The following is a 22054-nucleotide window of genomic DNA, read 5'->3' as shown; positions in this document are numbered from 1 at the left end:
GGGACCAGTGACGCATGAAGGAAAGGGCCGCGCCCGATGTTTGAAAATCTCTCCGAACGCCTCTCCGGTGTCTTCGACCGCCTGACCAAGCAGGGCGCACTTAGCGAGGATGACGTCAAGACCGCGATGCGCGAGGTCCGCGTGGCGCTCCTGGAGGCCGACGTCTCCCTGCCCGTCGCGCGGCAGTTCATCAAGGCGGTCGAGGCCAAGGCCACCGGCGCCGCCGTCACCAAATCCGTGACCCCCGGCCAGCAGGTCATCAAGATCGTCCATGACGAGCTCATTGCCACGCTGACCGGCGATAGCGACCCCGGCAAGCTCAAGATCGACAGCCCGCCCGCCCCCATTCTGATGGTCGGCCTGCAAGGCTCGGGCAAGACCACCACCACCGCGAAACTCGCCAAGCGCCTGAAGGAGCGGGAGGGCAAGCGCGTCCTCATGGCCTCGCTCGACACCAACCGCCCCGCGGCCATGGAACAGCTCGCCATCCTCGGCAGCCAGATCGGCGTCGACACCCTGCCCATCGTCAAGGGCGAGACCGCGCAACAGATCGCCAAGCGCGCCAAGACCCAGGCCAGCCTCGGCGGCTATGACGTCTACATGCTCGACACCGCCGGTCGCCTGCATATCGACCAGGAGCTGATCGCCCAGGCGCAGGAGGTCCGCGACATCGCCACCCCGCGCGAAACCCTCCTCGTAGTCGACGGCCTCACCGGCCAGGACGCGGTCAATGTCGCGCAGGAATTCGACGACAAGATCGGCGTCACCGGCGTGGTCCTGACCCGGATGGATGGCGACGGGCGCGGCGGCGCGGCGCTTTCGATGCGCGCCGTCACCGGCAAGCCCATTCGCTTCGTCGGCCTCGGCGAAAAGATGGACGCCATCGAAACCTTCGAGCCCGAACGGATTGCCGGACGCATCCTCGGCATGGGCGACATCGTGGCGCTGGTGGAAAAGGCGCAGGAAACGCTCGAGGCCGAACAGGCCGAACGCATGATGAAGCGCTTCCAGAAGGGCCAGTTCAACCTCAACGACATGCGGGGCCAGCTTGAACAGATGCTCAAGATGGGCGGCATGGAGGGCATGATGTCGATGATGCCCGGCATGAAGAAGATGGCCAAACAGGTCGAGGATGCGGGCATGGATGACAAGGTGATCCGCCGCCAGATCGCGCTGATCAACTCGATGACCAAACGCGAGCGCGCCAATCCGGCCCTCCTTCAGGCCAGCCGCAAGAAACGCATCGCCAGGGGCGCGGGCCAGGAGGTCTCCGACCTCAACAAGCTCCTGAAGATGCACCGCCAGATGTCGGACGCGATGAAGAAGCTCGGCAAGATGGGCAAGAAGGGCATGATGCGCGGCGGCCTCGGCGCGCTCTTCGGCAAGGGCGGCATGCAAGGTGGCCCGGGCGGCGCGGGCGCGGGCATGGACCCCGCCGCGATGGAGGCGGCGGCCCGCCAGATGGGCCAGGGCGGCAGCCTGCCCGGCCTCGGCGGCCAGCCGCTTCCCCCCGGTCTCTCCGGCCTGGGAAAAAAGAAATGATCCCATCTTCTTGGTCCAAATACTCAAACAACACCGCCCGCATCCGCGCCACGCCCGCGTTGATGCGATCACCGGCCCCTTGCCTGCAAACAAGCCGCGCGGCAGCGCGTCAATTTGGTTGAGTGCATGACCGCGCCCCTGCCTATCCCCACCCTCGAAACCGCGCGCCTGATCCTGCGCGGCCCCGTCATGGGCGACGCGCAGCCCTGGGTCGATTTCGTGGAGACCGACCGTGCGGAGTTTGTCGGCGGCCCGAATCTGGGGCTGGCGAAAGGCTGGCGCGGCTTTGCCCATGCCGCGGGCATGTGGATGCTGCGCGGCTATGGCAGCTTCGTCTTCGCCCTGAAATCCGACCCCGGCACGCCGCTCGGCATGACCGGCCCCTGGCATCCGCTGGACTGGCCGGAAAAGGAACTGGGCTGGACAATCTGGTCCGCCGCCGCCGAAGGCAAGAGTGAGGCCGCGACCGCCGCGCGCCGCTTCGCCTATGACAGGCTCGGCTGGACCACCGCCGTCTCCTATATCGACGCGCGCAATACCCGCTCCATCGCGCTGGCCGAACGGCTTGGCTGCACCCTCGACCCGCAGGCCGAGGCCCCCGCGACCGAGGCCGACAGGCCGATCCTCGTCTACCGCCACCCCGCCCCGGAGGCGTTGGCATGATCCGGCCTCCGCATGAGATCGCCACCCCCGGCCCCGCCGCCGATGCGGCTGTCCGGATGCGGGCCGCCCTGCCGCGGCTGGAAACCGCCCGCCTGATCCTGCGCGCGCCCCGGCTGGAGGATTTCGAGATCTATGCCCGGATCGGCGCCAGCGACCGGGGCCGCCACCTGGTCGCGGACAATACCGACCGCGCGGCGCTCTGGCTCGATTTCACCCAGATGGTCGCAACATGGCTCCTGCGCGGCCATGGCGTCTGGACGGTCGAGGCGCGCACGGATGGCGCGGTCCTGGGCTTCGTCCTGATCGGGTTCGAGCCCGGCGATCACGAACCGGAACTGGGCTACCTCTTCCGCGAGACCGCCGAGGGCCGGGGATATGCGCAGGAGGCTGCAACCGCCGCCCGCGACCACGCCCTCACCACCCTCGCCCTGCCAAGCCTCGTCAGCACCATCGACCCTGACAATGCCCGCTCCATCCGCCTCGCCACCCGGCTCGGCGCGGCCCGCGATTGTGCGGCCGAAGCCGCGCATGGCAACTCCATCCGCGTCTACCGCCACCCCACCCCGGAGGCCCGAACATGACCACGCGTATGTACGGGGGGTGCATCGGGGGGTGTACGGGGGGTGCACACCCGATTTCGACCTCTGGAGGCCAGACATGACCGACGCCGCGACCCGCGCCGCCGCCCTTCTGAAGGACCACCGCGAGAGCATCGACAGGCTCGACGCGATCCTGGTCTACACGCTTGGCGAGCGCTTCAAGCACACCCAGGCCGTGGGCAGACTCAAGGCCGAACACGCCCTTCCCCCGTCCGATCCCGCCCGCGAAGAGGCGCAGATCGAACGGCTCGAAGACCTGGCCCGCAGGGCCGATCTGGATCCGGAATTCGCCAAGAAATTCCTCAACTTCATCATCGCCGAAGTCATTCGGCATCACCAGCGACACCAATCGTAAGGCGCGGGGGCAACCCCCGCCAAACCCGCCATTTCAAAGGAGAAACTCAAATGGCCATGAAACTTCGTCTCGCCCGTGGTGGTTCGAAAAAGCGTCCCTTCTATCGCATCGTCGCCTCCGACAGCCGGATGCCCCGCGATGGCCGCTACATCGAGAAACTGGGCACCTACAACCCGCTCCTGCCGAAGGATTCCGAGGATCGCATCCAGATGGACATGGAGCGCGTGCAATACTGGCTCGACCAGGGCGCACAGCCGACCGACCGCGTCAGCCGCTTCCTGGAAGCCTCCGGCGTGATCGCCAAGAAAGAGCGCGCCAACCTGAAGAAAGGCACGCCGGGCAAGAAAGCCACCGACCGCGCCGAGGAAAAAGCCGCCAAAGCCAGCGCCGCCACCGAGGCCGCCAACGCCCCCGCCGAGGCCGCCCCGGCCGACGACAGCGCGGAATAAGCGTCTGGAAGGACACAAGAAAACATGGTCCCCCGATACTGGATCGGCGTCGTTCACCAAGCCCAGGCCCGCGCCGCGCAAGCGGCCGGGCTCATTGCCTTGTCACATGGCAAGGAAGCTGCGGCGAAGACGCGCTCTCCGGGGGACCATGTCCTGTCTTATACGCTCAAGGGCGATTTCCTGCGCCCGCTGCTCGACCGTCTCAGCTTCGCCAAATCGCCGTTCAGGTGCCGCCAGTTCGAGATTTCGGAAAGCGATTTCAACCTGATAGCAGAGGGGATGGGACTGTCATGACGGATCGCATCTGTGTCGGCGCCATCACCGGCTCCTTCGGCGTCAAGGGCGAAGCCCGCGTCAAGAGCTTCTGCGCCGAGCCCGCCGCGATCGGCGATTACGGCCCGCTGACCACCAAGGACGGGCAGACCAGCTACAGCCTGACCATCACCCGCCCCGTCAAGGGCGGCTTCGCGGTGCGCCTCTCGGGCGTCAAGACCAAGGAACAGGCCGACGCCCTGCGCGGCACCACGCTCCACGCCCCGCGGGAGGCATTACCCGCGCTTCCAGACGATGAGTTTTACCACGCCGACCTGATCGGCCTCACGGCGGTCGAGACCGGCGGGGAAGAACTGGGCCAGGTTCATGCCGTCCACAACCATGGCGGCGGTGACCTGTTGGAGTTGCGCCAGAAGGGCCGGACCGGCACCGCGCTGGTGCCCTTCACGCAAGGCATCGTGCCGACCGTCGATCTCGCCTCGGGCCGCATCGTGATCGACCCGCCGGAGGGTCTGCTGGACGACGCCTAGCCCGGACCGCCCAACCGGCACAGGAAGGCGGGCGCGCCGCAACGCGGGACCGGGGGGGCCTCGGGCTCCGGGCTTTCCATTGGCAGAAGCAGTGCCTCGACCTCGCGGTTATCGCCATGGCTGACAAAATCGAACGGGTTGTACGCCAGTGCCGCCGTCAGGTCGCCGCGAAACGGGCCCAGAAACACGTCGATATGGTTGCCGGTGACCGCGCCGCCGGTATCGCCGCAGGTGAAAATGCCGTCATGCACGGAGCCATCGGGCAGCACCGTGCCATCGGCGGCCGGGATATAGAGCCTCTGGCCAAACTCCGGGTATCCCCCCGCCACCCAGGGGCGCGAGCCGCCGACCCATCCCAGGTCGCAGGCGATGGTGCGGAAGGGGCGCAGCGGGTTCGAGCGGGATCCGGTGCCGTAGGGGTGCGGTGAGCGTTGCCAGCGCACCCGCTCGCTCGGGTCATGCGGGCAGGAGGCCTGCGAGCCGCCATTGGTGCCCGCGAAGTTGTAGACCTGTCCGCCGACGCGCATCGACCCTGCCAAGGCTCCGGCGCACCAGTCGGCCCGGGCCACCGCTGGCCCGATCTCGGCGCCGCGCATGTTGCGGATCGGCACACCTCCCTCGACCGGGCGCGCCTCGACCAGGCGGTAGATCGTCGCCCAGACGGTGACGGGCGTGCCTTCCGTCGGCGTGGCGCGGGTCTGCGTGCCGGTGGCGCAGCCGAAAAGCGGGATCAGCAGGCCCGCCAGAAACAGGCGCGAAAAAATGCGCATTGGATGCCCCCATGAAAAACCCCATCCTGGCAGGGATGGTCTTGAATGACGGGCACGTTAACCTATTTCACCGGCCCTGCAAACAAGGGGTCGTTCCTGCCTGATATTGTCACCGCCCCGCTTTCCCGGTAACGCCATCGCTCATGAAAGAACCGCCCAGGAAATCCCATGGTCGCCTGTCGATCAGCGCCAGCCACACGCCGCGCGACCTGATGACGCCCACGCCGCATCTGAAGGGCGCGTGGAAGGCGAAGGTGATCACCCTCTTCCCCGAGGCGTTCCCCGGCGTGCTTGGCCAATCCCTGACCGGCAAGGCGCTGCAACACGGGCTATGGGCGCTGGAGCCTATCGACCTGCGGACCTTCGGCCAGGGCAAGCATCGCAATGTCGATGACACGCCGGCGGGTGGCGGGGCGGGGCTGGTGATGCGCGCCGATGTGCTTGGCCGCGCCATCGGCATGGCGTCACGCGGCACGCCCGAGGATCCCGCCCGCTGGCCCCGCGTCTTCCTGACCCCGCGCGGGCGGCCCTTCACGCAAGCGGATGCCGAGCGTTATTCCCGCGCCGAGGGCATGACCCTGCTCTGCGGGCGTTTCGAGGGCGTCGACCAGCGCGTGATCGACCATTTCGACATGGAGGAGGTCAGCCTTGGCGATTTCGTCATGACGGGCGGAGAGATCGCGGCGCAGGCCCTGATCGACGCGACCGTGCGGCTGATCCCCAATGTCCTCGGCAACCAGGCCTCGACCGAGGAGGAGAGCTTCTCCGACGGCCTGCTGGAACATCCGCAATACACCAAGCCCGCAGACTGGCAGGGCCATGCCATCCCCGAGGTGCTGCTCTCGGGCAATCACGCCAAGATCGCCGAATGGCGGCGCGCGCAGGCCGAGAAGCTGACGCAGGAACGCCGCCCCGACCTCTGGGCCGCGTATGAGGCGCGCAAGGATCAGAGCTGAGGCGGCCCAAGCCCCTCACCGGCCAGCCCCCGCATGCCCTGCGCCTGCATCGCGGCCACCACATCGGCAGGATCAATCGCCTGCACCGCGCATTCCCCGCGCAGCGCCAGGGCTGCCCCGTTGCCAGCAGCCTGCCCCATCGCCATGCATTGCGGCATGCCGCGAATGGACGCGAAGGCCGCCGGGTCGGCCGAAACGATCCGACCGGCAAAAAGCAGGTTCTCGACCATTTCGGGCACCAGGCAGCGAAAGGGCAGCGTGTAATATCCCTGCCCTTCAACCGCCGCCTCATGTGTCATTGCGCCATCGGCCCCCCGCATCACGTCATCGACCGGGTTGGAACAGGCCACGATCCCGTCCTCGAACTTTGTCGCCATCGCCACGTCCGAGGCGCTGAGTCGATACAACCCGTGCAATTTTCGGGTTTCGCGCACGCCGACTGTCGGCCCGAGCGCGGTCATCCACGCATCTGAGAATCCCGGCACCTCGGCCCGCAGGAACGCCACCAGCTGCGCCACCCGGCGACGGCCTTCCTGTGTGGCGCGGGCGATGGCATCGGCATCCCGGCCATCGACATCGCGGATGATCACCGAGTTGCAGAATACCGTATCGCTGTGAAACCCCCGCATCAGGTAAAGCTGCGCCAGATCGGAGTGCAGGCGACCATCGGCAACACCGCGCCTGGCATGGCTCGTGAAATAGGGGTCGGGATCGGCAAACACCACGTCCCAGGGCGCGTTCACCAAGAGAAACGAGAGCGTCACCCCCATCATCGCGCCGCTCGCGTCACCCAGGTCGAACGGCACCCCGGCTTGCGCCGAAAGATCGCCATCGCCCGAGCAATCCACGACAAGGCGCGGGGTCAGGGCAAAACAGCCATGCCGGTTGGCGCAATCAATGCGTGCGATGCGCGCCCCGTCCATCACGGGCCTTTGCGCCAGCGTGTTCAGGTGGCATTCGACGCCAGCCTCTTCCAGCATCCCGAACATCGCGATTTGCGGCATGTCGGGGTCGTAAACAATCTCGGGCCCGAAATTCTCCAATGTCGACCGGCGGATCTCCGCGGCTGGCGGATCAAGCGCCCTGAGCCGGTCGGTCAGCTCCTCCATCACCCCCCCGATGGACGTGCCGCAGGGATATCCGCCGCCCCACGGCATGCCGGGACAGAAGGCCATGACCCCGCCGATCCTGGCCCCGGCCTCGACCAGGCAGACCTCGAGCCCCTGCCGCGCAGCCGTCACCGCCGCACCGAACCCTGCCGTGCCGCCGCCGATAACCGCGAGGTCAACCGCCCTGCCCGAACCTGCCATCGTGTTCCCCCTATGCGTTTCGCGCCATGTTGCATTGGCCGAAGGGTGCTGCCAAGGTCAGGTTCCCGCGATTTGGGGGCGCGCCGCCAAGTTGCGCTTGATCCCGGCCCCTTTCCTGCCTATACCCCGCCCGTCCCGGTCGGAAATCCGACTCGGGGCCGTTTTGCTATTGCCACGGCCATCTGCAAACGGGGTTTCTTCGCCCCCTCCCTGCGGCCACTGGCACCTGCAAGACGCGACAAGGAAACGTTGACCTGACCTCTGGCGGGCGCATCATGCGGACCCGGAAGAAGACCGAGAGCTCTCGAGGGCGGCATCACATTCACGGGACAAACCGTGGTCAGTATTGGAGAATTGCGATGGACCTGATCGCACAGATCGAGGCGGAGCAAGTTGCCGCCCTGGGGAAAGACATCCCCGATTTCAAGGCGGGTGACACCATCCGCGTCGGTTACAAGGTGACCGAGGGCACGCGCAGCCGTGTGCAAAACTACGAAGGCGTCTGCATCGCGCGCAAGAACGGGTCGGGCATCGCCGGATCCTTCACCGTCCGCAAGATCAGCTTCGGCGAAGGCGTGGAACGTGTGTTCCCGCTGCATTCCACGAATATCGACAGCATCGAGGTTGTCCGCCGTGGCCGTGTACGCCGCGCCAAGCTCTACTACCTGCGCTCGCGCCGCGGCAAGTCGGCCCGGATCGCGGAAGTCACCAACTACAAGCCCAAATCCGGCGCTGAAGCGTAAGGAGCGGATGTCATGAAAAAAGAGACCCATCCCGATTACCACATCATCGACGTCAAGATGACGAATGGCGATGTGATCCAGATGAAATCCACCTGGGGGTCCGAGGGCGACCAGCTGTCGCTGGACATCGACCCGACCGTTCACCCGGCCTGGACCGGCGGCTCGTCCCGCCTGATGGATACCGGCGGCCGCGTGTCCAAGTTCAAGAAGAAATACGAGGGGCTCGGCTTCTAAGCCTTCGCTCTCGCTGTTCTACGGAAAAACGCCGCCCCCGTTCGGGCGGCGTTTTTCTTTGGGCCTGGTCGGCGTGCGGCTTAGTGATTGTGGCCGCAGGAGCTGGTGGGTTTTCTCAACCGCCAGGTGATCATGGACAGAAGGCAGGCCTGACCGGGGTCGCGCGCATCCCGGATGCGGCCCATCAGCGTGGCCCAGTCTTCCTCGGGCGCGCGGTTCGAGAAGTCGGCAACCGCCATGCGGGCATAACCGGCGGGGTCCATGCCTTCGGACGCGGCGGCCTCGCCCAATGCGGCCCAGATTTCCGGCTCGGCACGGGCCAGCCAGTCTTCCATTCCGGACCCGGACTTGCGCGCGGCGGCAAGGACTTCACCCAACATCATGACAGTATCTCCAGCAAATTGGCAGTAGGTGGCGGACCATGCAGGCCGGGGCGGGGACTGTCAATTCACCCCCCATGCGGCAGCGAGACGCATTTGAGGAACGTCCGATCCTCGCGCAGCAGGAGTTTCTCGCGCTGCGCATAGTCGTAATTCTCGTGCCCCAGGGGATCATCGGCCAGCCGCGCGCGATAGGCCTCGTATTCGGCCAGCGACGGGATGTTGTAGATGCCATAGGCCAGCGTCGAGGATCCCTCATGCGGGGCGAAATAGCCGATCAGATCGGCGCCGTTGCGCGGAATGGCCTGGCCCCAGTTGCGGGCATATTGCGCGAAGGCATCGCGCTTGGTCGGGTCGATCTGGTAGCGGATGATGCAGGTCAGCATGGGGTCTTCCTTCATGGTTCGATGATGGGCGAACCATAGCGGATTGATTCGCGCCGATGGTTCGGCTACGGTCGAACCATGAAAGAAGGCCCCGACATATCCGCCATCGCCGCGCTGATCGGCGACCCGGCCCGCGCCAATATCCTGACCGCGCTGATGAGCGGCAAGGCCCTGACCGCCAGTGAATTGGCGGCAGAGGCGGGCGTCACCTTGCCCACGGCCAGCGCGCATCTATCGAAACTGGCAGGCGGCGCGTTGATCGCGGCGCGCAAGCAGGGGCGGCACAAGTATTTCACCATCGCCTCGGACCAGGTGGCCGATGTGCTTGAGGCGCTGATGGGGCTGGCGGCGGGCACCGGCCATCTGCGCACCCGCATTGGCCCCAAGGATGCAGCGCTGCGCGAGGCGCGCATCTGCTACGATCACCTGGCAGGCACCATGGGCATCGCGATGTATGACAGCATGATCCGCCGGGGCCTCCTGCGCGACGATGCCGAGTTTCCCGAACTGACCGCCAAGGGCCGCGCGGCGCTGATCGGCATGGGCCTTGACCTGGCACCGCTGGAGGCCGCGCGCCGCCCGCTCTGCCGCTCCTGCCTGGATTGGAGCGAGCGGCGCACGCATCTTGCCGGCAGTCTGGGGCAGGCGATGCTGGAGATGATGCAGGCGCGCGGATGGGCCACGCGCGACCCGAACAGCCGCGTGATCCGCTTTCCCCCCCACGGACGCGCGCAGTTTCAGACACAGTTTCCAACTGCCTGACCTTTCCGCCTTAACACCCGGCAAACCCTTCCGTATATTGCCGCGAAAATGAGGTCGGCCCCGCCAAACGAGGGTCGGTTCGGGACATATCTCAAAGGGGACAGCGGTGGCGCATATCATCGTTTTCGGCAACGAAAAGGGCGGGTCGGGCAAATCGACCTCGGCCATGCATGTGGCGACGGCGCTGGCGCGCATGGGCCACCGGGTCGGCGGGCTGGACCTCGACCTGCGCCAGCGCAGTTTCGGGCGCTATATCGAGAACCGGCGCAACTCGATCGCCGCCCGCGACCTGACCCTGGCCGCTCCAATGCTGATCGAATTGCCCGAGATCGACCCAGACACGCTTGGCCCCGATGAGAACATCTATGACCTGCGCCTGTCCGCGGCGGTCAGCGATCTTGAGGGGCGCTGCGATTTCATCGTCATCGATTGCCCCGGCAGCCACACCCGCCTCAGCCAGGTGGCTCATTCCCTGGCCGACACGCTGGTCACGCCGATGAATGACAGTTTCGTCGATTTCGACCTGCTGGCCCGGATCGAACCCGAGACCTACGAGATCAAGGGCCCATCGGTCTATTCCGAGATGGTCTGGCACGCGCGTCAGTTGCGCGCCAAGGCGGGCCTCAGCCCGATCGACTGGATCGTCGTGCGCAACCGGCTTGGCGCGCAATACATGCACAACAAGCGCAAGGTGGGCGACGCATTGACCGCGCTGTCGCAGCGCATCGGGTTTCGCGTGGCCCCCGGCCTGTCCGAACGGGTGATCTTCCGCGAGTTGTTCCCGACGGGCATGACGCTGCTGGACCTGCGCGACATGGGGGTGGAGAAGATGAACATCTCGAACGTCGCCGCGCGGCAGGAAGTGCGCGACCTGGTCAAGGCGATGAACCTGCCCGGCGTGACGGTGGATTTCTGATCCGGCTCAGCGGGCGAGGAAATCAGCGATCTCATCCGCCGCGCGGTCAAGATTGGTGTCGACCTCTCCGAACCGGCCAAGTAGCGCGTCCCCCGCCTGCTGTGGCGGCGCGTCGAGAAAACGCAGCGCATCCTCGGCCGTTTCGATATTGGGCAGATCCTGAAACACGGGGTGTTCGTTGCGAAAGACGGCGGCCATCCTGCCACGATAGAGGCTGTCCAGGATCGCCGTTGACGCGGTCGATATGGTGAGGTCGGCAAGGTCCAGCACATCGTGCATGTCCATGGCTTTCAACGGTCCCGAATGGGCGTTGGACAGCACGACATTGGGGACCGCGCGCAACAGCTCGGCATCCTTCTCACGGTGCATCGCCCGCGCCTTGCCACGGTGGCCGCGCAGGATGAACAGGTGATCGGGGCGCGCGCCCGCGACCTGCCGGACGAAGGCATAATAGCTCTCGATCTCCGAGCCCGAGTAGCGCGCCTGCCAGCGGAAGGAATGACAGAGCAGAACGGTCCGGGCAAAGCCCGATTGCAGTTGGCGAAAGGCCGGTGACGGCGGGCGGGGCGCGAAGAGGGGCCGTTTCAGGAACCCGACCTGCCGGGCGCGGCCACGGGCCTCCTCGGTGATCGCGGTGGCTCCTTGAGGCGGGCCATAGAGCAGCAGCAGGGCGGAATGAAACGGCTGCGGGTCTGCCATGTCGAGAGGATAGTTCACATGGGTCTGGATCACGCCATGCTGCACGAAGATGCTGTCGATCCCGTGGCGCAGGATATGCTGCCCCCGCCGCCCCGTCGCGCTGCTGTCATAGGCCGGATCGGCCAGCACCACCGGCACATCGCCCGGTTTCAGCCACAGCCCCGAAAATCGCTTGAGCAGACGGTTGGGGATCAACCTGACAGGGACAGGGGCCTTCGCGACAAGCCCGCGCAGGCGCGGCTCCCGGCGCGGGGCGGCCGACGCTCCGAAACAGTTTACCGGCACACCGCGCGCCGCCAGGTGACAGGCCAGCGGGAACAGTGCCTCGTAATCGGGCAGCCCGTGCAAGAAGAAGACGGCCCGGCGTTGTGGCATCGTCACCCGCCCTAGACCCGGTAATCGTCGATCAGCGGGCTTGGCTTGGCGAACTGCTCAAGATCGGACTGATCGGTGATCGTGACCCTGTTGCCGTCGACCTGCACCCCGTAGGCGCGCAGGTTCTTGAGCGCCCGGCTCATGTTCTCGGGCGTCATGCCAAGCGACGAGGCAAGGCGGCGCTTTTCGGTGTGCAGCGTGAATACCGCGGCACCGTTTGCCCGCTTCTGCTGACGCAGGAGGTAGTTGGCCAGCCGCTCGACCGAGCTGCGCAGTTTCAGATCCTTGGTGTTGCGCACCACCGAGCGGTAGCATTGCGCCAGTTCGGTCACGATGGCGCGGGCGAAATCGGGGTCGGCATCGAAGGTTTCGCGCACATCCGACGAGGGCAGCAGCACCACCCGGCTTTTCTCCAGCGTGCGCGCGGACATCAGGTAGGGCGCGTCCTTGATGGTGGCGGCCAGGATGAAGGTCGAGACCGGCCAGACCGTGGACATCGTCGTCTCGCGCCCGTTCCAGCTTGAATAGAGCTCGACCGAGCCCGACAGCAGGATATGCAGGAAATCGCTCTGGTCGCCCTCGGCGATCAGGTCGATCATCGGCGGGAAATTCTGCACATAGGCCCCGCGCGTCAGCCGATCGAAATGCGAATCCGCCATCTGCGAAAACACGTTCAGGGATCGGATATGATGCTTTTCCGACTCAGGCATGGTGGCAGCGCGCCCCGCTTTTGGATGGATTGACATTTATCAAGGCGGGGCGGGGGCGATGTCAACACCTCTGCAGAATTTCTCGGGCCCTGCCTTGCGAAACCCTGCCCCGCCAACTGACATATTTTTGTAACTCATTTATTTCATACGCTTTTTCCCGGTTTTTGACCCAGATCAAGCAGCCCGCCCATCCATCCTGACAGGGTCCGGCCAGATCAAGCAAGGCAGTCAGGTTTGCATCTGCCAAGGATCGGAGGGAACTCGATGGAGCTGCAAAACAAGGCCACCAGTCTCTGGGGCAATTTCTTAAACGTGAAGATGGTGCAGATCAGAACCTTCCACATGACGTGGTTTGCGTTCTTTTCGTGCTTTTTCGCATGGTTCGGCATTGCGCCACTTATGTCTGTCGTGCGCGATGAACTGGCGCTGACACCCAACCAGATCGGTTGGGCGATCATCGGCTCGGTGTCGATGACAATCTTCGCGCGGCTGTTCATCGGCTGGCTCTGCGACCGGATCGGCCCCAGGAAATCCTATACCTGGCTGCTGATTCTGGGCTCGCTGCCGGTGATGGGCATCGGTCTGGCGCAAAGTTTCGAGACCTTCCTGCTGTTCCGCGTTCTTATCGGCGGCATCGGGGCCTCCTTTGTGATCACGCAATACCACACCTCGGTCATGTTCGCACCGAACGTGGTGGGCCAGGCGAACGCCACATCGGCCGGTTGGGGTAACCTGGGCGGCGGTGTCACGCAGTTCGTCATGCCGCTGCTGTTCTCGGTCATGGTTGTCGGGTTCGGCTTTTCCGAGGCGGTCGGCTGGCGACTGTCGATGGTCGTTGTCGGTATCATCATCTTCCTGGTCGGGATCGCCTACTATTTCCTGACCCAGGACGCGCCCGACGGCAATTTCGACGATCTGCGCGCCCAGGGCCGCATGATCGAGAAAAAGAACGTCAACAAGAACTACAGGCAGGCGCTGCGCGACCCGAGGGTCTGGGTTCTGTTCGTCATCTACGGGGCCTCTTTCGGCATCGAGCTGACGGTCAACAACGTCGCCGCGCTCTACTTCATCGACTATTTCGACCTCACGCTGGTGACTGCCGGCCTGGTGGCCGCAAGCTTTGGCCTGATGAACCTCTTTGCCCGGACGCTCGGCGGCATTTTCGGGGACAATTTCGGGGCGCTCTGGGGCCTGCGCGGCCGGTCGTTCTGGCTGTTCATCTGCCTCCTGTTCGAGGGCATCGCGCTGATGATCTTCAGCCAGATGCAGGTGCTGTTCCTGGCCATTCCGTCGCTCATCGTTTTCTCGCTGTTCACCCAGATGGCCGAAGGGGCCACCTATTCGGTCGTGCCCTTCATCAACAAGAAGGCGCTTGGTGCCGTGGCCGGCGTGGTCGGCGCGGGCGGCAATGCGGGCGCGGTTCTGGCGGGGTTCCTGTTCAAGAACATGATCGACTGGTCCGAAGCCTTCTTCATCCTCGGCATCGTGGTGACCTGTGCCTCGTTCCTGGCCTTCTTCGTCCGCTTCTCGACCCGCCAGGAAGACGAGGAACGCGCCAACTTCGCCGCGGCCAATATCGAGACGCTGCGCCGCCGTGCTGAACGGGCCAATGCCGAGCTGGAGGAAGGCCTGATCGCGATCAGAAGCCGCGATCAAGCGCCGCAGCCGCAATAAGCAACATCTCCCGCGCTTCGCCGCCGATCCCAGGCGGCGGGGCGTCACACACCCTAAAGAACGAGGAGACCACTCGTGGGACAAGACCTGAGAAACTACACACCGGATGATGAGTCCTATTGGGCGTCGACCGGCAAGGGGATTGCGAACCGCAACCTCTGGATTTCCATTCCATCGCTGCTCTGCGGCTTTGCCGTCTGGCTCTACTGGGGCATCATCACGGTCCAGATGATCAACCTGGGCTTTGCCTTCGAGCAATCACAGCTCTTTACCCTGACCGCGATCGCGGGTCTCGCCGGGGCGACCTTGCGTATCCCCTCGACCTTCTTCATCCGCATCGCTGGCGGGCGCAACACCATCGTCTTTACGACCGCGCTGCTGATCATCCCCGCTGTCCTGACGGGCTTTGCCCTGACCAACCCGGATACGCCGCTCTGGCAGTTCCAGGTTCTGGCGTTCCTGTCGGGTATCGGCGGCGGCAACTTCTCCTCCTCGATGTCCAACATCTCGTTCTTCTTCCCCAAGAAGATCCAGGGCTATGCACTTGGCATGAACGCCGGTCTGGGCAATTTCGGCGTGACCACGATGCAGATCGTGATCCCCCTTGTGATGACTTTCGGTTTGTTCGGCGGCGAGTCGATGACGCTGCAGAACACCTCCGGCACCTTCTTTGCCCGTATCCCCGCAGGTTCCGAGACCTACATTCAGAACGCAGGCTTCGTCTGGCTGCTTGCGCTGGTTCCGCTGGTCATCATCGGCTGGTTCGGGATGAACAACATCCGTGACGAACATGTCAGCCCGAACATCCCGAACCCGTTTGGTGCCTTTGGTATCATCACCGGCATGCTGCTGATCGGGTTTGCGACCTCTGTCCTTGGCATCTGGCTGATGCTTCCGGGCGTGGAAGGCGGCATGCCGTCCTCCGGTCTGGGCCTGTCGAAATGGCTCGTGCTGCCCATCGTGATCGCGCTGACCGTGTTGGGCCTCAAGCTGATCCCCGGTGCCGTCGGGCAGAACCTGTCGCGCCAGTACAAGATCTTCGGCAACAAGCACACCTGGGCAATGACCGTGATCTACACGATGACCTTCGGCAGCTTCATCGGCTATTCGGCGGCACTGGCGCTGACCATCAAGGTGGTCTTCGGCTTCCAGCATATCGAGATCGACGGCATCATGACGCATGACACCGCCAACCCCGATGGCCCATCCGCCCTGATGTTCGCCTGGATGGGGCCGTTCATCGGTGCGCTGATCCGTCCGATCGGCGGCATGATGGCCGACAAACTGGGCGGGGCGCGTGTGACGCAGTGGATTTCCATCGTGATGGTCGCCTCGGCGCTTGGCGTGGCCTACTTCATCCAGGCCGCCTATGCCTCGGCGACACCGCAGGACTTCTTCCTGCCCTTCCTGATCCTGTTCCTGATCCTGTTCGCCGCCACCGGCATCGGCAACGGCTCGACCTTCCGCACGATCGCGGTTGCGTTCAACAAGGAGCAGGCCGGACCGGTCCTGGGCTGGACTGCCGCGGTTGCCGCCTATGGCGCGTTCATCATCCCGCAGATTTTCGGGGAGCAGATGAGCGCCGGCACGCCGGAATACGCCCTCTACGGGTTCGCGGCCTTCTACGTGCTCTGTATCGCCATCAACTGGTGGTTCTACCTGCGCCCGAACGCCTACATCAAGAACCCCTGATCCGACAGCGCCTGCCCGGAGCGCCGCTTCGGGCAGGCCCCACCACCCCACCCCTTAGGGAGCCAATGACATGAGCCACCTGCTCGACAGACTGAATTTCCTCCGCTCCGACACGGTCGAAAAGTTCTCGGACGGACATGGGCAGATGACCCGTGAAAACCGCGATTGGGAGGACACCTATCGCAACCGCTGGCGCCACGACAAAGTCGTGCGCTCGACCCATGGCGTGAACTGCACCGGGTCGTGCAGCTGGAAGATCTACGTCAAGTCCGGCATCGTCACCTGGGAAACGCAGCATACCGATTATCCGCGCACCCGGCCCGACCTGCCCAACCACGAACCGCGCGGCTGCGCCCGCGGCGCCTCCTATTCGTGGTATCTCTATTCCGCCAACCGGGTGAAGAACCCGCTTATCCGTGGCAAGCTGATGAAGGTCTGGCGCAAGATGCGCGAGACGAAATCGCCGATCGAGGCCTGGACCGCGATCCAAGCCGATCCGATCCTGCGCCAGGGCTATGTCGAGACCCGCGGCAAGGGCGGCTTTGTGCGCGCCACCTGGGAAGAAGCGACCGAGATCGTCGCCGCCGCCAATTCCTACACCGCCAAGACCTATGGCCCCGACCGCATCTTCGGCTTCTCGCCGATCCCCGCGATGTCGATGATTTCCTATGCCGCGGGCTCGCGCTACCTGTCCCTGATGGGCGGCGTCTGCATGTCCTTTTACGACTGGTATTGCGACCTGCCGCCCGCCTCGCCCATGACCTGGGGCGAACAGACCGACGTGCCGGAATCGGCTGACTGGTATAACTCGGGCTACCTGCTGCTCTGGGGCTCGAACGTGCCGCAGACGCGGACGCCGGATGCGCATTTCTACACCGAGGCGCGCTATAAGGGCACCAAGTCCGCCGTCGTCTGCCCCGACTATTCCGAGGCCGCCAAGTTCGGCGATGTCTGGCTGCCCGCCAAGCAGGGCACCGACGCGGCGCTGGCGATGGCCTTCGGTCACGTCATCCTGCGTGAATTCCACCTCGACCGTCAGGCCGAGTATTTCGAGGATTACTGCCGCAAATATTCCGACTTCCCGATGCTGGTGAAGCTGGAGGAGAAAGACGGCAGATACGTTCCGGGCCGCTTCCTGCGCGCCGACGATCTGGATGGCAAACTGGGCGAGGACAACAACCCGGAATGGAAGACCGTCGCGCTGGACGAGACATCCGGCGACCTGGTCGCACCGAATGGCTCGGTCGGTTACCGGTGGGGCGAAGAGGGTGAATGGAACCTCGAGGAACGCGCCAAGGGGGCGGATACGCAGCTCAAGATGAGCCTGATCCTGGAAGAAGACCATGACGATGTCGTCGGCGTCGATTTCCCCTATTTCGGCGGCCAGGCGCATGAGCATTTCGCCACCGGCGCGGACCATCCCGATATCCTGACGCGCAACATCCCCGCCCGCAAGGTGACCACCGCCGAGGGCGAGACCCTGGTGACGACGGTGTTCGACCTCTTTTGCGCCAACTATGGCCTGGATCGCGGGCTTGGCGGCGACTGGGTGACGTCCGACTATGCCGACGAGATGCCGGGCACCCCGGCCTGGGCATCGCGCATCACCGGCGTGCCCGCCGACAAGATCATCCATGTCGCGCGTGAATTCGCGCAGAACGCCGAGGACACGCAGGGCAAGTCCATGGTCATCCTGGGGGCCGGTATCAACCACTGGTACCACATGGACATGAACTATCGCGGCATCATCAACATGCTGGTGATGTGCGGCTGCGTCGGTCAATCCGGCGGCGGTTGGGCGCATTACGTGGGCCAGGAGAAACTGCGCCCGCAGACCGGCTGGCTGCCGGTGGCCTTCGCGCTGGACTGGCACCGCCCGCCGCGTCACATGAACTCCACCAGCGCCTGGTATGCCCATACCGACCAGTGGCGCTACGAGACGCTGGAGGCCAAGGAGATCCTCAGCCCCACCGCGCCCGAAGGCGATTGGGACATCAACCTGATCGACTACAACATCCGGGCCGAGCGCATGGGCTGGCTGCCCTCCGCGCCGCAGCTCAAGACCAACCCGCTGGAGGTTGCCAAGGCGGCCAAGGCGGCCGGAAAGGCAATCCCGGAATACGTCACCGAGCAGCTGAAATCGGGCGAGTTGCAGATGGCCTGCGAAGACCCCGACGATCCGGCGAACTGGCCGCGCAACCTGTTTGTGTGGCGTTCCAACCTGCTTGGCTCGTCCGGCAAGGGGCATGAGTATTTCCTCAAGCACCTCCTGGGCACCAAGCATGGCGTCATGGGCAAGGACCTGGGCGAGGAAGGCGGGCAACTGCCCAAGGAGGCCAAGTGGCACGAGGAGGCCCCGCGCGGCAAGCTGGACCTGCTGGTGACCATCGACTTCCGGATGTCCACCACCTGCGTCTATTCCGACATCGTTCTGCCGACCGCGTCCTGGTACGAAAAGGACGACATGAACACGTCGGACATGCACCCGTTCATCCACCCGCTTCAGGCGGCGGTCGATCCGGCGTATGAATCCAAGTCGGATTGGGAAATCTTCAAGGCGATTGCCAAGAAGGTGCAGGAGGTCGCGCCGGAAATCCTGGGCGAGGAGACCGACATCGTCGCGCTTCCGATCCTGCACGACACCCCTGCCGAGATCGCGCAGGACCAGGTCAAGGACTGGAAGAAGGGCGAATGCGACCTGATCCCCGGCAAGACCGCGCCGAACTTCATCGCGGTCGAGCGGGATTACACCAAGATCTACGACCGTTTCACCGCGCTTGGACCGCTCATGGACAAGCTCGGCAATGGCGGCAAGGGGATCTCGTGGAACACGCAAAGCGAGGTGGACAATCTCGGCGATCTGAATGGCCGCCAGCTTGACGGCTCGGCCGAGGGTCGTCCGAAGATGGAAAGCGCGCTCGATGCCTGCGAAGCGGTGCTGATGCTGGCGCCTGAAACCAACGGTGAAGTGGCCGTCAAGGCCTGGCACGCGCTGGAGAAGGCCACGGGTCGCGAACATGCGCACCTGGCCGAAGGCGAGCATCACAACAAGATCCGCTTCCGGGACATCGCGGCGCAGCCCCGCAAGATCATCTCCAGCCCCACCTGGTCGGGGATTGAATCCGAGAAGGTCAGCTACAACGCGGGCTACACCAACGTGCATGAGCTGATCCCGTGGCGGACCCTGACGGGGCGTCAGCAGCTCTACCAGGATCACCTGTGGATGCGCGCATTCGGCGAAGGCTTGATGAGCTACCGGCCCCCGGTGGACCTCAAGACCATCAACAAGGACGTGCTGGACGAAGGCGACAGCCTGTTCCTGAACTTCATCACGCCGCACCAGAAATGGGGCATTCACTCGACCTATACCGACAACCTGCTGATGTTGACGCTGAACAGGGGCGGGCCGGTCGTCTGGATCTCCGAGGTGGACGCGCAGAAGGTGGGCATCGTCGATAACGACTGGATCGAGCTTTACAACGTGAACGGGGCGCTGACGGCCCGGGCGGTTGTGTCCCAGCGGATCAAGGAAGGCTCGACCTTCATGTATCACGCGCAGGAGAAGATCGTGAACACACCGGGCAGTGAGAAGACCGGCAATCGCGGCGGCATCCACAACTCGGTCACCCGCGCCACGCTGAAGCCCACGCATATGATCGGCGGCTACGCCCATCAGGCCTACGGCTTCAACTACTACGGCACGGTCGGGTCGAACCGCGATGAATATGTCGTGGTCCGCAAAATGAAGAACGTCGACTGGCTCGACAATGAAGCAACCCCCACGGAGGCAGCAGAATGAAAGTCCGCGCTCAAATCGGCATGGTGCTGAACCTCGATAAATGTATCGGGTGCCACACCTGCTCCGTTACCTGCAAGAACGTCTGGACCAGCCGCGACGGCGTCGAATACGCCTGGTTCAACAACGTCGAGTCCAAGCCGGGCCTTGGCTATCCCACCGATTGGGAGAACCAGGCCCGCTGGAACGGCGGCTGGGAACGGACCCGCGCCGGCAAGTTGCAGCCCAAGCAGGGCAACAAGTGGCGTATCCTGTCCAACATCTTCGGCAACCCGGACCTGCCCGAGATCGACGATTACTATGAGCCGTTCGATTTCGACTACGACCACCTGAAATCCGCCCCCGAGGGCGCGGCATTTCCGACCGCCCGGCCCCGGTCGCGGATCTCGGGCGAGCGGATGCAGAAGATCGAGAAAGGCCCCAACTGGGAGGAAATCCTGGGCGGGGAGTTCGAGAAGCGCAGCAAGGATTACAATTTCGAAGGCATCCAGAAGCAGATGTATGGAGAGTATGAAAATACCTTCATGATGTATCTGCCGCGGCTGTGCGAACATTGCCTCAACCCGACCTGTGCGGCCTCCTGCCCCTCTGGCGCGATCTACAAGCGCGAGGAGGACGGTATCGTCCTGATCGACCAGGAGAAATGCCGGGGCTGGCGGATGTGCGTCTCGGGCTGCCCCTACAAGAAGGTCTATTACAACTGGGAAACCGGCAAATCCGAGAAATGCACCCTGTGCTATCCCCGGATCGAAAGCGGCAACCCGACCGTCTGTTCGGAAACCTGCGTCGGTCGAATCCGGTATCTCGGCGTCATCCTCTACGATGCCGACCGGATCGAGGAAGCGGCGAACGCGCATGAAACGAGCGACCTCTACGAGGCACAACTGAGCGTCTTCCTGGACCCCAAGGACCCCGAAGTGATCGCCGCGGCGAAGCGTGACGGCGTCCCGCAGGACTGGATCAAGGCCGCGCAGCAAAGCCCGATCTGGAAGATGGCGATGGAGTGGAAGGTCGCCTTCCCGCTGCATCCCGAATACCGGACGCTGCCGATGGTGTGGTATATCCCGCCGCTTTCCCCGATCCAGAACGCCGCCGAGGCGGGCGCGATCAGCTCCAAGAACGGGATGCCGGATGTGCGCAACCTGCGGATCCCGGTCAAGTATCTGGCCAACATGCTGACGGCGGGCGAGGAAGCCCCGGTTGTCACCGCGCTGGAACGGATGCTGGCGATGCGCTCCTACATGCGGTCCAAGACCGTCGAGGGCGTCATCGACGAAGGCATCGCGGAAAGCGTCGGCCTGAATGGCCGCATGATCGAGGACATGTACAAGATCATGGCGCTGGCCGATTACGAGGATCGTTTCGTCATCCCGACGACGCACCGCGAACATGTCGAGGAAGCCTATGACCTGCGCGGCGGCTGCGGCTTTACCGACAGCAATGGCTGCTCCACCGGCAACAAGGGCGGATCGCTCTTCGGTGGCGGCAAGAAACCCCTGAAGATGCCGACGGAGGCAAGGTAATGACCCTGCAATTGCAAGACCGCACCTTGAAGGCATTGTCGCTGATCCTGAGCTATCCCACCCGGGAGCTTCAGGCAGCCATGCCCGAGATCGCCGGCACGCTGATGGCGGAAAGCCGTCTGACCGCCGCCGCCCGCCGGGACCTGAGCCCCTTGCTGGAGGAATTGGCGCAGCGTGACATCTACGAGTTGGAGGAGCAGTTCGTGATGCTCTTCGACCGCTCGCGCACGCTGTCGCTCAACCTCTTCGAGCATGTCCATGGCGAAAGCCGGGACCGGGGCGGCGCGATGGTTTCGCTGGTGGAAACCTACCGCGCGGCGGGGTTCGACCCCGCCACGCCCGAACTGCCCGATCACCTGCCCGTATTGTTGGAATTCCTGGCCACGCAACCCTTCGTCGAGGCCAGGGAAACTCTGGCGGACGCGGCCCATATCTTCGAGGCGCTCGCCACCCGGCTTGACCGGCGCGAAAGTCCTTATGGTGCCGTGTTCGCCGCTCTTTTCCAGCTATCGGGTGCCAGGGCGAACGACGAGGCACTGGCGGAACTGCTGGAGCAGCCCGACGACGACCCCGAGGATCTGGAGGCGCTGGACGAGGTCTGGGAGGAAAGCGAAGTGCGCTTCGGCCCCGACCCCAACGCAGGCTGTCCGCAGGTTCGCGACATGCTGTCGAAAATGGACATGCCCGTCCGTAACGCGCCCCACGCGGCCGAATAGG

At 64.4% G+C, this 22054-nt stretch carries 23 protein-coding genes; 17 read left to right on the top strand and 6 right to left on the bottom strand.

Going from position 1 to position 22054, the window contains the following annotated elements; genetic code table 11:
• Window positions 1-36: 36 nt before the first annotated feature.
• From ffh to rimM, 7 genes are all read left to right on the top strand, one after another.
• Window positions 37-1542 carry a signal recognition particle protein gene (ffh, locus tag HNS34_RS07880; protein ID WP_172319512.1) on the top strand — a complete coding sequence of 502 codons (1506 nt, stop codon included), beginning with the start codon at window positions 37-39 and terminating at the stop codon, window positions 1540-1542.
• Window positions 1543-1668: 126 nt separating this feature from the next.
• Window positions 1669-2205: a GNAT family N-acetyltransferase gene (locus tag HNS34_RS07875; RefSeq protein ID WP_172319511.1), complete on the top strand. Its 537-nt coding sequence runs from the start codon at window positions 1669-1671 to the stop codon at window positions 2203-2205.
• A complete protein-coding gene (locus HNS34_RS07870) occupies window positions 2202-2786 on the top strand; it encodes a GNAT family N-acetyltransferase (protein ID WP_172319510.1) in 585 nt (194 codons plus the stop codon). The genes HNS34_RS07875 and HNS34_RS07870 overlap by 4 nt, the downstream gene beginning before the upstream one ends.
• Window positions 2787-2862: 76 nt before the next feature.
• Window positions 2863-3159: a chorismate mutase gene (locus HNS34_RS07865; protein WP_172319509.1), complete on the top strand. Its 297-nt coding sequence runs from the start codon at window positions 2863-2865 to the stop codon at window positions 3157-3159.
• A gap of 50 nt (window positions 3160-3209) precedes the next feature.
• The gene (gene rpsP, locus HNS34_RS07860) at window positions 3210-3608 is read left to right on the top strand and encodes a 30S ribosomal protein S16 (RefSeq protein WP_172319508.1); all 399 of its coding nucleotides are present in this window, start codon (window positions 3210-3212) and stop codon (window positions 3606-3608) included.
• A 24-nt stretch (window positions 3609-3632) separates the two neighbouring features.
• The gene (locus HNS34_RS07855) at window positions 3633-3902 is read left to right on the top strand and encodes an EVE domain-containing protein (protein WP_172319507.1); all 270 of its coding nucleotides are present in this window, start codon (window positions 3633-3635) and stop codon (window positions 3900-3902) included.
• Complete coding sequence (rimM, locus tag HNS34_RS07850) at window positions 3899-4411, top strand: ribosome maturation factor RimM (protein WP_172319506.1); 513 nt, start codon at window positions 3899-3901, stop codon at window positions 4409-4411. The genes HNS34_RS07855 and rimM overlap by 4 nt, the downstream gene beginning before the upstream one ends.
• On the opposite strand, the gene HNS34_RS07845 is transcribed toward rimM, so the two are convergent.
• Entirely contained in the window at window positions 4408-5181 is a 774-nt protein-coding gene (locus tag HNS34_RS07845) for a 3D domain-containing protein (protein WP_172319505.1), read from the bottom strand. The two genes, rimM and HNS34_RS07845, sit on opposite strands and share 4 nt — an antisense overlap.
• 143 nt (window positions 5182-5324) lie before the next feature.
• On the opposite strand from HNS34_RS07845, the gene trmD reads away from it, so the two are divergent.
• The gene (gene trmD / locus HNS34_RS07840; protein WP_172319504.1) at window positions 5325-6137 is read left to right on the top strand and encodes a tRNA (guanosine(37)-N1)-methyltransferase TrmD; all 813 of its coding nucleotides are present in this window, start codon (window positions 5325-5327) and stop codon (window positions 6135-6137) included.
• On the opposite strand, the gene HNS34_RS07835 is transcribed toward trmD, so the two are convergent.
• Window positions 6128-7447 carry an FAD-dependent oxidoreductase gene (locus HNS34_RS07835; RefSeq protein WP_172319503.1) on the bottom strand — a complete coding sequence of 440 codons (1320 nt, stop codon included), beginning with the start codon at window positions 7445-7447 and terminating at the stop codon, window positions 6128-6130. The two genes, trmD and HNS34_RS07835, sit on opposite strands and share 10 nt — an antisense overlap.
• A gap of 359 nt (window positions 7448-7806) precedes the next feature.
• Here HNS34_RS07835 and rplS point away from each other — a divergent pair, with 359 nt between their 5' ends.
• Window positions 7807-8190 (top strand): 50S ribosomal protein L19, encoded by a 384-nt coding sequence (gene rplS, locus HNS34_RS07830; protein ID WP_172319502.1) that lies wholly within the window; start codon window positions 7807-7809, stop codon window positions 8188-8190.
• A 12-nt stretch (window positions 8191-8202) separates the two neighbouring features.
• A complete protein-coding gene (gene rpmE / locus HNS34_RS07825; protein ID WP_172319501.1) occupies window positions 8203-8424 on the top strand; it encodes a 50S ribosomal protein L31 in 222 nt (73 codons plus the stop codon).
• Between the two features lie 80 nt (window positions 8425-8504).
• On the opposite strand, the gene HNS34_RS07820 is transcribed toward rpmE, so the two are convergent.
• Together HNS34_RS07820 and HNS34_RS07815 are read right to left on the bottom strand one after the other, a co-directional pair.
• Complete coding sequence (locus HNS34_RS07820) at window positions 8505-8807, bottom strand: hypothetical protein (RefSeq protein ID WP_172319500.1); 303 nt, start codon at window positions 8805-8807, stop codon at window positions 8505-8507.
• A gap of 65 nt (window positions 8808-8872) precedes the next feature.
• On the bottom strand, window positions 8873-9190 hold the full coding sequence (locus HNS34_RS07815) for an NIPSNAP family protein (RefSeq protein WP_172319499.1): 318 nt from the start codon (window positions 9188-9190) through the stop codon (window positions 8873-8875).
• A 78-nt stretch (window positions 9191-9268) separates the two neighbouring features.
• Here HNS34_RS07815 and HNS34_RS07810 point away from each other — a divergent pair, with 78 nt between their 5' ends.
• Window positions 9269-9952, top strand: a complete 684-nt coding sequence (locus tag HNS34_RS07810; RefSeq protein ID WP_172319498.1) for an ArsR/SmtB family transcription factor — start codon at window positions 9269-9271, stop codon at window positions 9950-9952.
• A gap of 106 nt (window positions 9953-10058) precedes the next feature.
• Window positions 10059-10868, top strand: coding sequence for a division plane positioning ATPase MipZ (locus tag HNS34_RS07805; RefSeq protein ID WP_172319497.1), 810 nt, complete (start codon window positions 10059-10061; stop codon window positions 10866-10868).
• A 6-nt stretch (window positions 10869-10874) separates the two neighbouring features.
• On the opposite strand, the gene HNS34_RS07800 is transcribed toward HNS34_RS07805, so the two are convergent.
• Window positions 10875-11942, bottom strand: coding sequence for a hypothetical protein (locus HNS34_RS07800; protein WP_172319496.1), 1068 nt, complete (start codon window positions 11940-11942; stop codon window positions 10875-10877).
• A gap of 11 nt (window positions 11943-11953) precedes the next feature.
• On the bottom strand, window positions 11954-12652 hold the full coding sequence (locus HNS34_RS07795; RefSeq protein ID WP_172319495.1) for a helix-turn-helix domain-containing protein: 699 nt from the start codon (window positions 12650-12652) through the stop codon (window positions 11954-11956).
• A 264-nt stretch (window positions 12653-12916) separates the two neighbouring features.
• Between HNS34_RS07795 and HNS34_RS07790 the strand changes: the two genes are divergently transcribed.
• The 5 genes from HNS34_RS07790 to narJ all read left to right on the top strand — a co-directional run bounded on the left by HNS34_RS07790 (window position 12917) and on the right by narJ (window position 22053).
• Window positions 12917-14326: an MFS transporter gene (locus tag HNS34_RS07790; protein WP_172319494.1), complete on the top strand. Its 1410-nt coding sequence runs from the start codon at window positions 12917-12919 to the stop codon at window positions 14324-14326.
• A gap of 75 nt (window positions 14327-14401) precedes the next feature.
• Window positions 14402-16018: an MFS transporter gene (locus HNS34_RS07785; RefSeq protein ID WP_172319493.1), complete on the top strand. Its 1617-nt coding sequence runs from the start codon at window positions 14402-14404 to the stop codon at window positions 16016-16018.
• 70 nt (window positions 16019-16088) lie between these two features.
• Complete coding sequence (locus HNS34_RS07780; protein ID WP_172319492.1) at window positions 16089-19817, top strand: nitrate reductase subunit alpha; 3729 nt, start codon at window positions 16089-16091, stop codon at window positions 19815-19817.
• Complete coding sequence (gene narH, locus HNS34_RS07775) at window positions 19814-21337, top strand: nitrate reductase subunit beta (RefSeq protein ID WP_172319491.1); 1524 nt, start codon at window positions 19814-19816, stop codon at window positions 21335-21337. The genes HNS34_RS07780 and narH overlap by 4 nt, the downstream gene beginning before the upstream one ends.
• A complete protein-coding gene (gene narJ / locus HNS34_RS07770) occupies window positions 21337-22053 on the top strand; it encodes a nitrate reductase molybdenum cofactor assembly chaperone (RefSeq protein WP_172319490.1) in 717 nt (238 codons plus the stop codon). The genes narH and narJ overlap by 1 nt, the downstream gene beginning before the upstream one ends.
• The last annotated feature ends 1 nt before the right edge of the window (window position 22054 follow it).

The sequence above is a fragment of the Alterinioella nitratireducens genome, from assembly GCF_013155465.1.
Classification (GTDB): domain Bacteria; phylum Pseudomonadota; class Alphaproteobacteria; order Rhodobacterales; family Rhodobacteraceae; genus Alterinioella; species Alterinioella nitratireducens.
This window is presented reverse-complemented; position numbering and strand designations above follow the sequence as displayed.

Coding starts and splice junctions, on each gene's coding strand:
- rpmE (WP_172319501.1), top strand. CDS start 8,203: ATGAAAAAAGAGACCCATCCCGATTACCACATCATCGACGTCAAGATG.
- HNS34_RS07865 (WP_172319509.1), top strand. CDS start 2,863: ATGACCGACGCCGCGACCCGCGCCGCCGCCCTTCTGAAGGACCACCGC.
- HNS34_RS07820 (WP_172319500.1), bottom strand. CDS start 8,807: ATGATGTTGGGTGAAGTCCTTGCCGCCGCGCGCAAGTCCGGGTCCGGA.
- HNS34_RS07835 (WP_172319503.1), bottom strand. CDS start 7,447: ATGGCAGGTTCGGGCAGGGCGGTTGACCTCGCGGTTATCGGCGGCGGC.
- rpsP (WP_172319508.1), top strand. CDS start 3,210: ATGGCCATGAAACTTCGTCTCGCCCGTGGTGGTTCGAAAAAGCGTCCC.
- HNS34_RS07795 (WP_172319495.1), bottom strand. CDS start 12,652: ATGCCTGAGTCGGAAAAGCATCATATCCGATCCCTGAACGTGTTTTCG.
- rplS (WP_172319502.1), top strand. CDS start 7,807: ATGGACCTGATCGCACAGATCGAGGCGGAGCAAGTTGCCGCCCTGGGG.
- rimM (WP_172319506.1), top strand. CDS start 3,899: ATGACGGATCGCATCTGTGTCGGCGCCATCACCGGCTCCTTCGGCGTC.
- HNS34_RS07845 (WP_172319505.1), bottom strand. CDS start 5,181: ATGCGCATTTTTTCGCGCCTGTTTCTGGCGGGCCTGCTGATCCCGCTT.
- ffh (WP_172319512.1), top strand. CDS start 37: ATGTTTGAAAATCTCTCCGAACGCCTCTCCGGTGTCTTCGACCGCCTG.
- HNS34_RS07855 (WP_172319507.1), top strand. CDS start 3,633: ATGGTCCCCCGATACTGGATCGGCGTCGTTCACCAAGCCCAGGCCCGC.
- narJ (WP_172319490.1), top strand. CDS start 21,337: ATGACCCTGCAATTGCAAGACCGCACCTTGAAGGCATTGTCGCTGATC.
- HNS34_RS07870 (WP_172319510.1), top strand. CDS start 2,202: ATGATCCGGCCTCCGCATGAGATCGCCACCCCCGGCCCCGCCGCCGAT.
- HNS34_RS07780 (WP_172319492.1), top strand. CDS start 16,089: ATGAGCCACCTGCTCGACAGACTGAATTTCCTCCGCTCCGACACGGTC.
- HNS34_RS07815 (WP_172319499.1), bottom strand. CDS start 9,190: ATGCTGACCTGCATCATCCGCTACCAGATCGACCCGACCAAGCGCGAT.
- HNS34_RS07810 (WP_172319498.1), top strand. CDS start 9,269: ATGAAAGAAGGCCCCGACATATCCGCCATCGCCGCGCTGATCGGCGAC.
- HNS34_RS07790 (WP_172319494.1), top strand. CDS start 12,917: ATGGAGCTGCAAAACAAGGCCACCAGTCTCTGGGGCAATTTCTTAAAC.
- narH (WP_172319491.1), top strand. CDS start 19,814: ATGAAAGTCCGCGCTCAAATCGGCATGGTGCTGAACCTCGATAAATGT.
- HNS34_RS07875 (WP_172319511.1), top strand. CDS start 1,669: ATGACCGCGCCCCTGCCTATCCCCACCCTCGAAACCGCGCGCCTGATC.
- HNS34_RS07800 (WP_172319496.1), bottom strand. CDS start 11,942: ATGCCACAACGCCGGGCCGTCTTCTTCTTGCACGGGCTGCCCGATTAC.
- trmD (WP_172319504.1), top strand. CDS start 5,325: ATGAAAGAACCGCCCAGGAAATCCCATGGTCGCCTGTCGATCAGCGCC.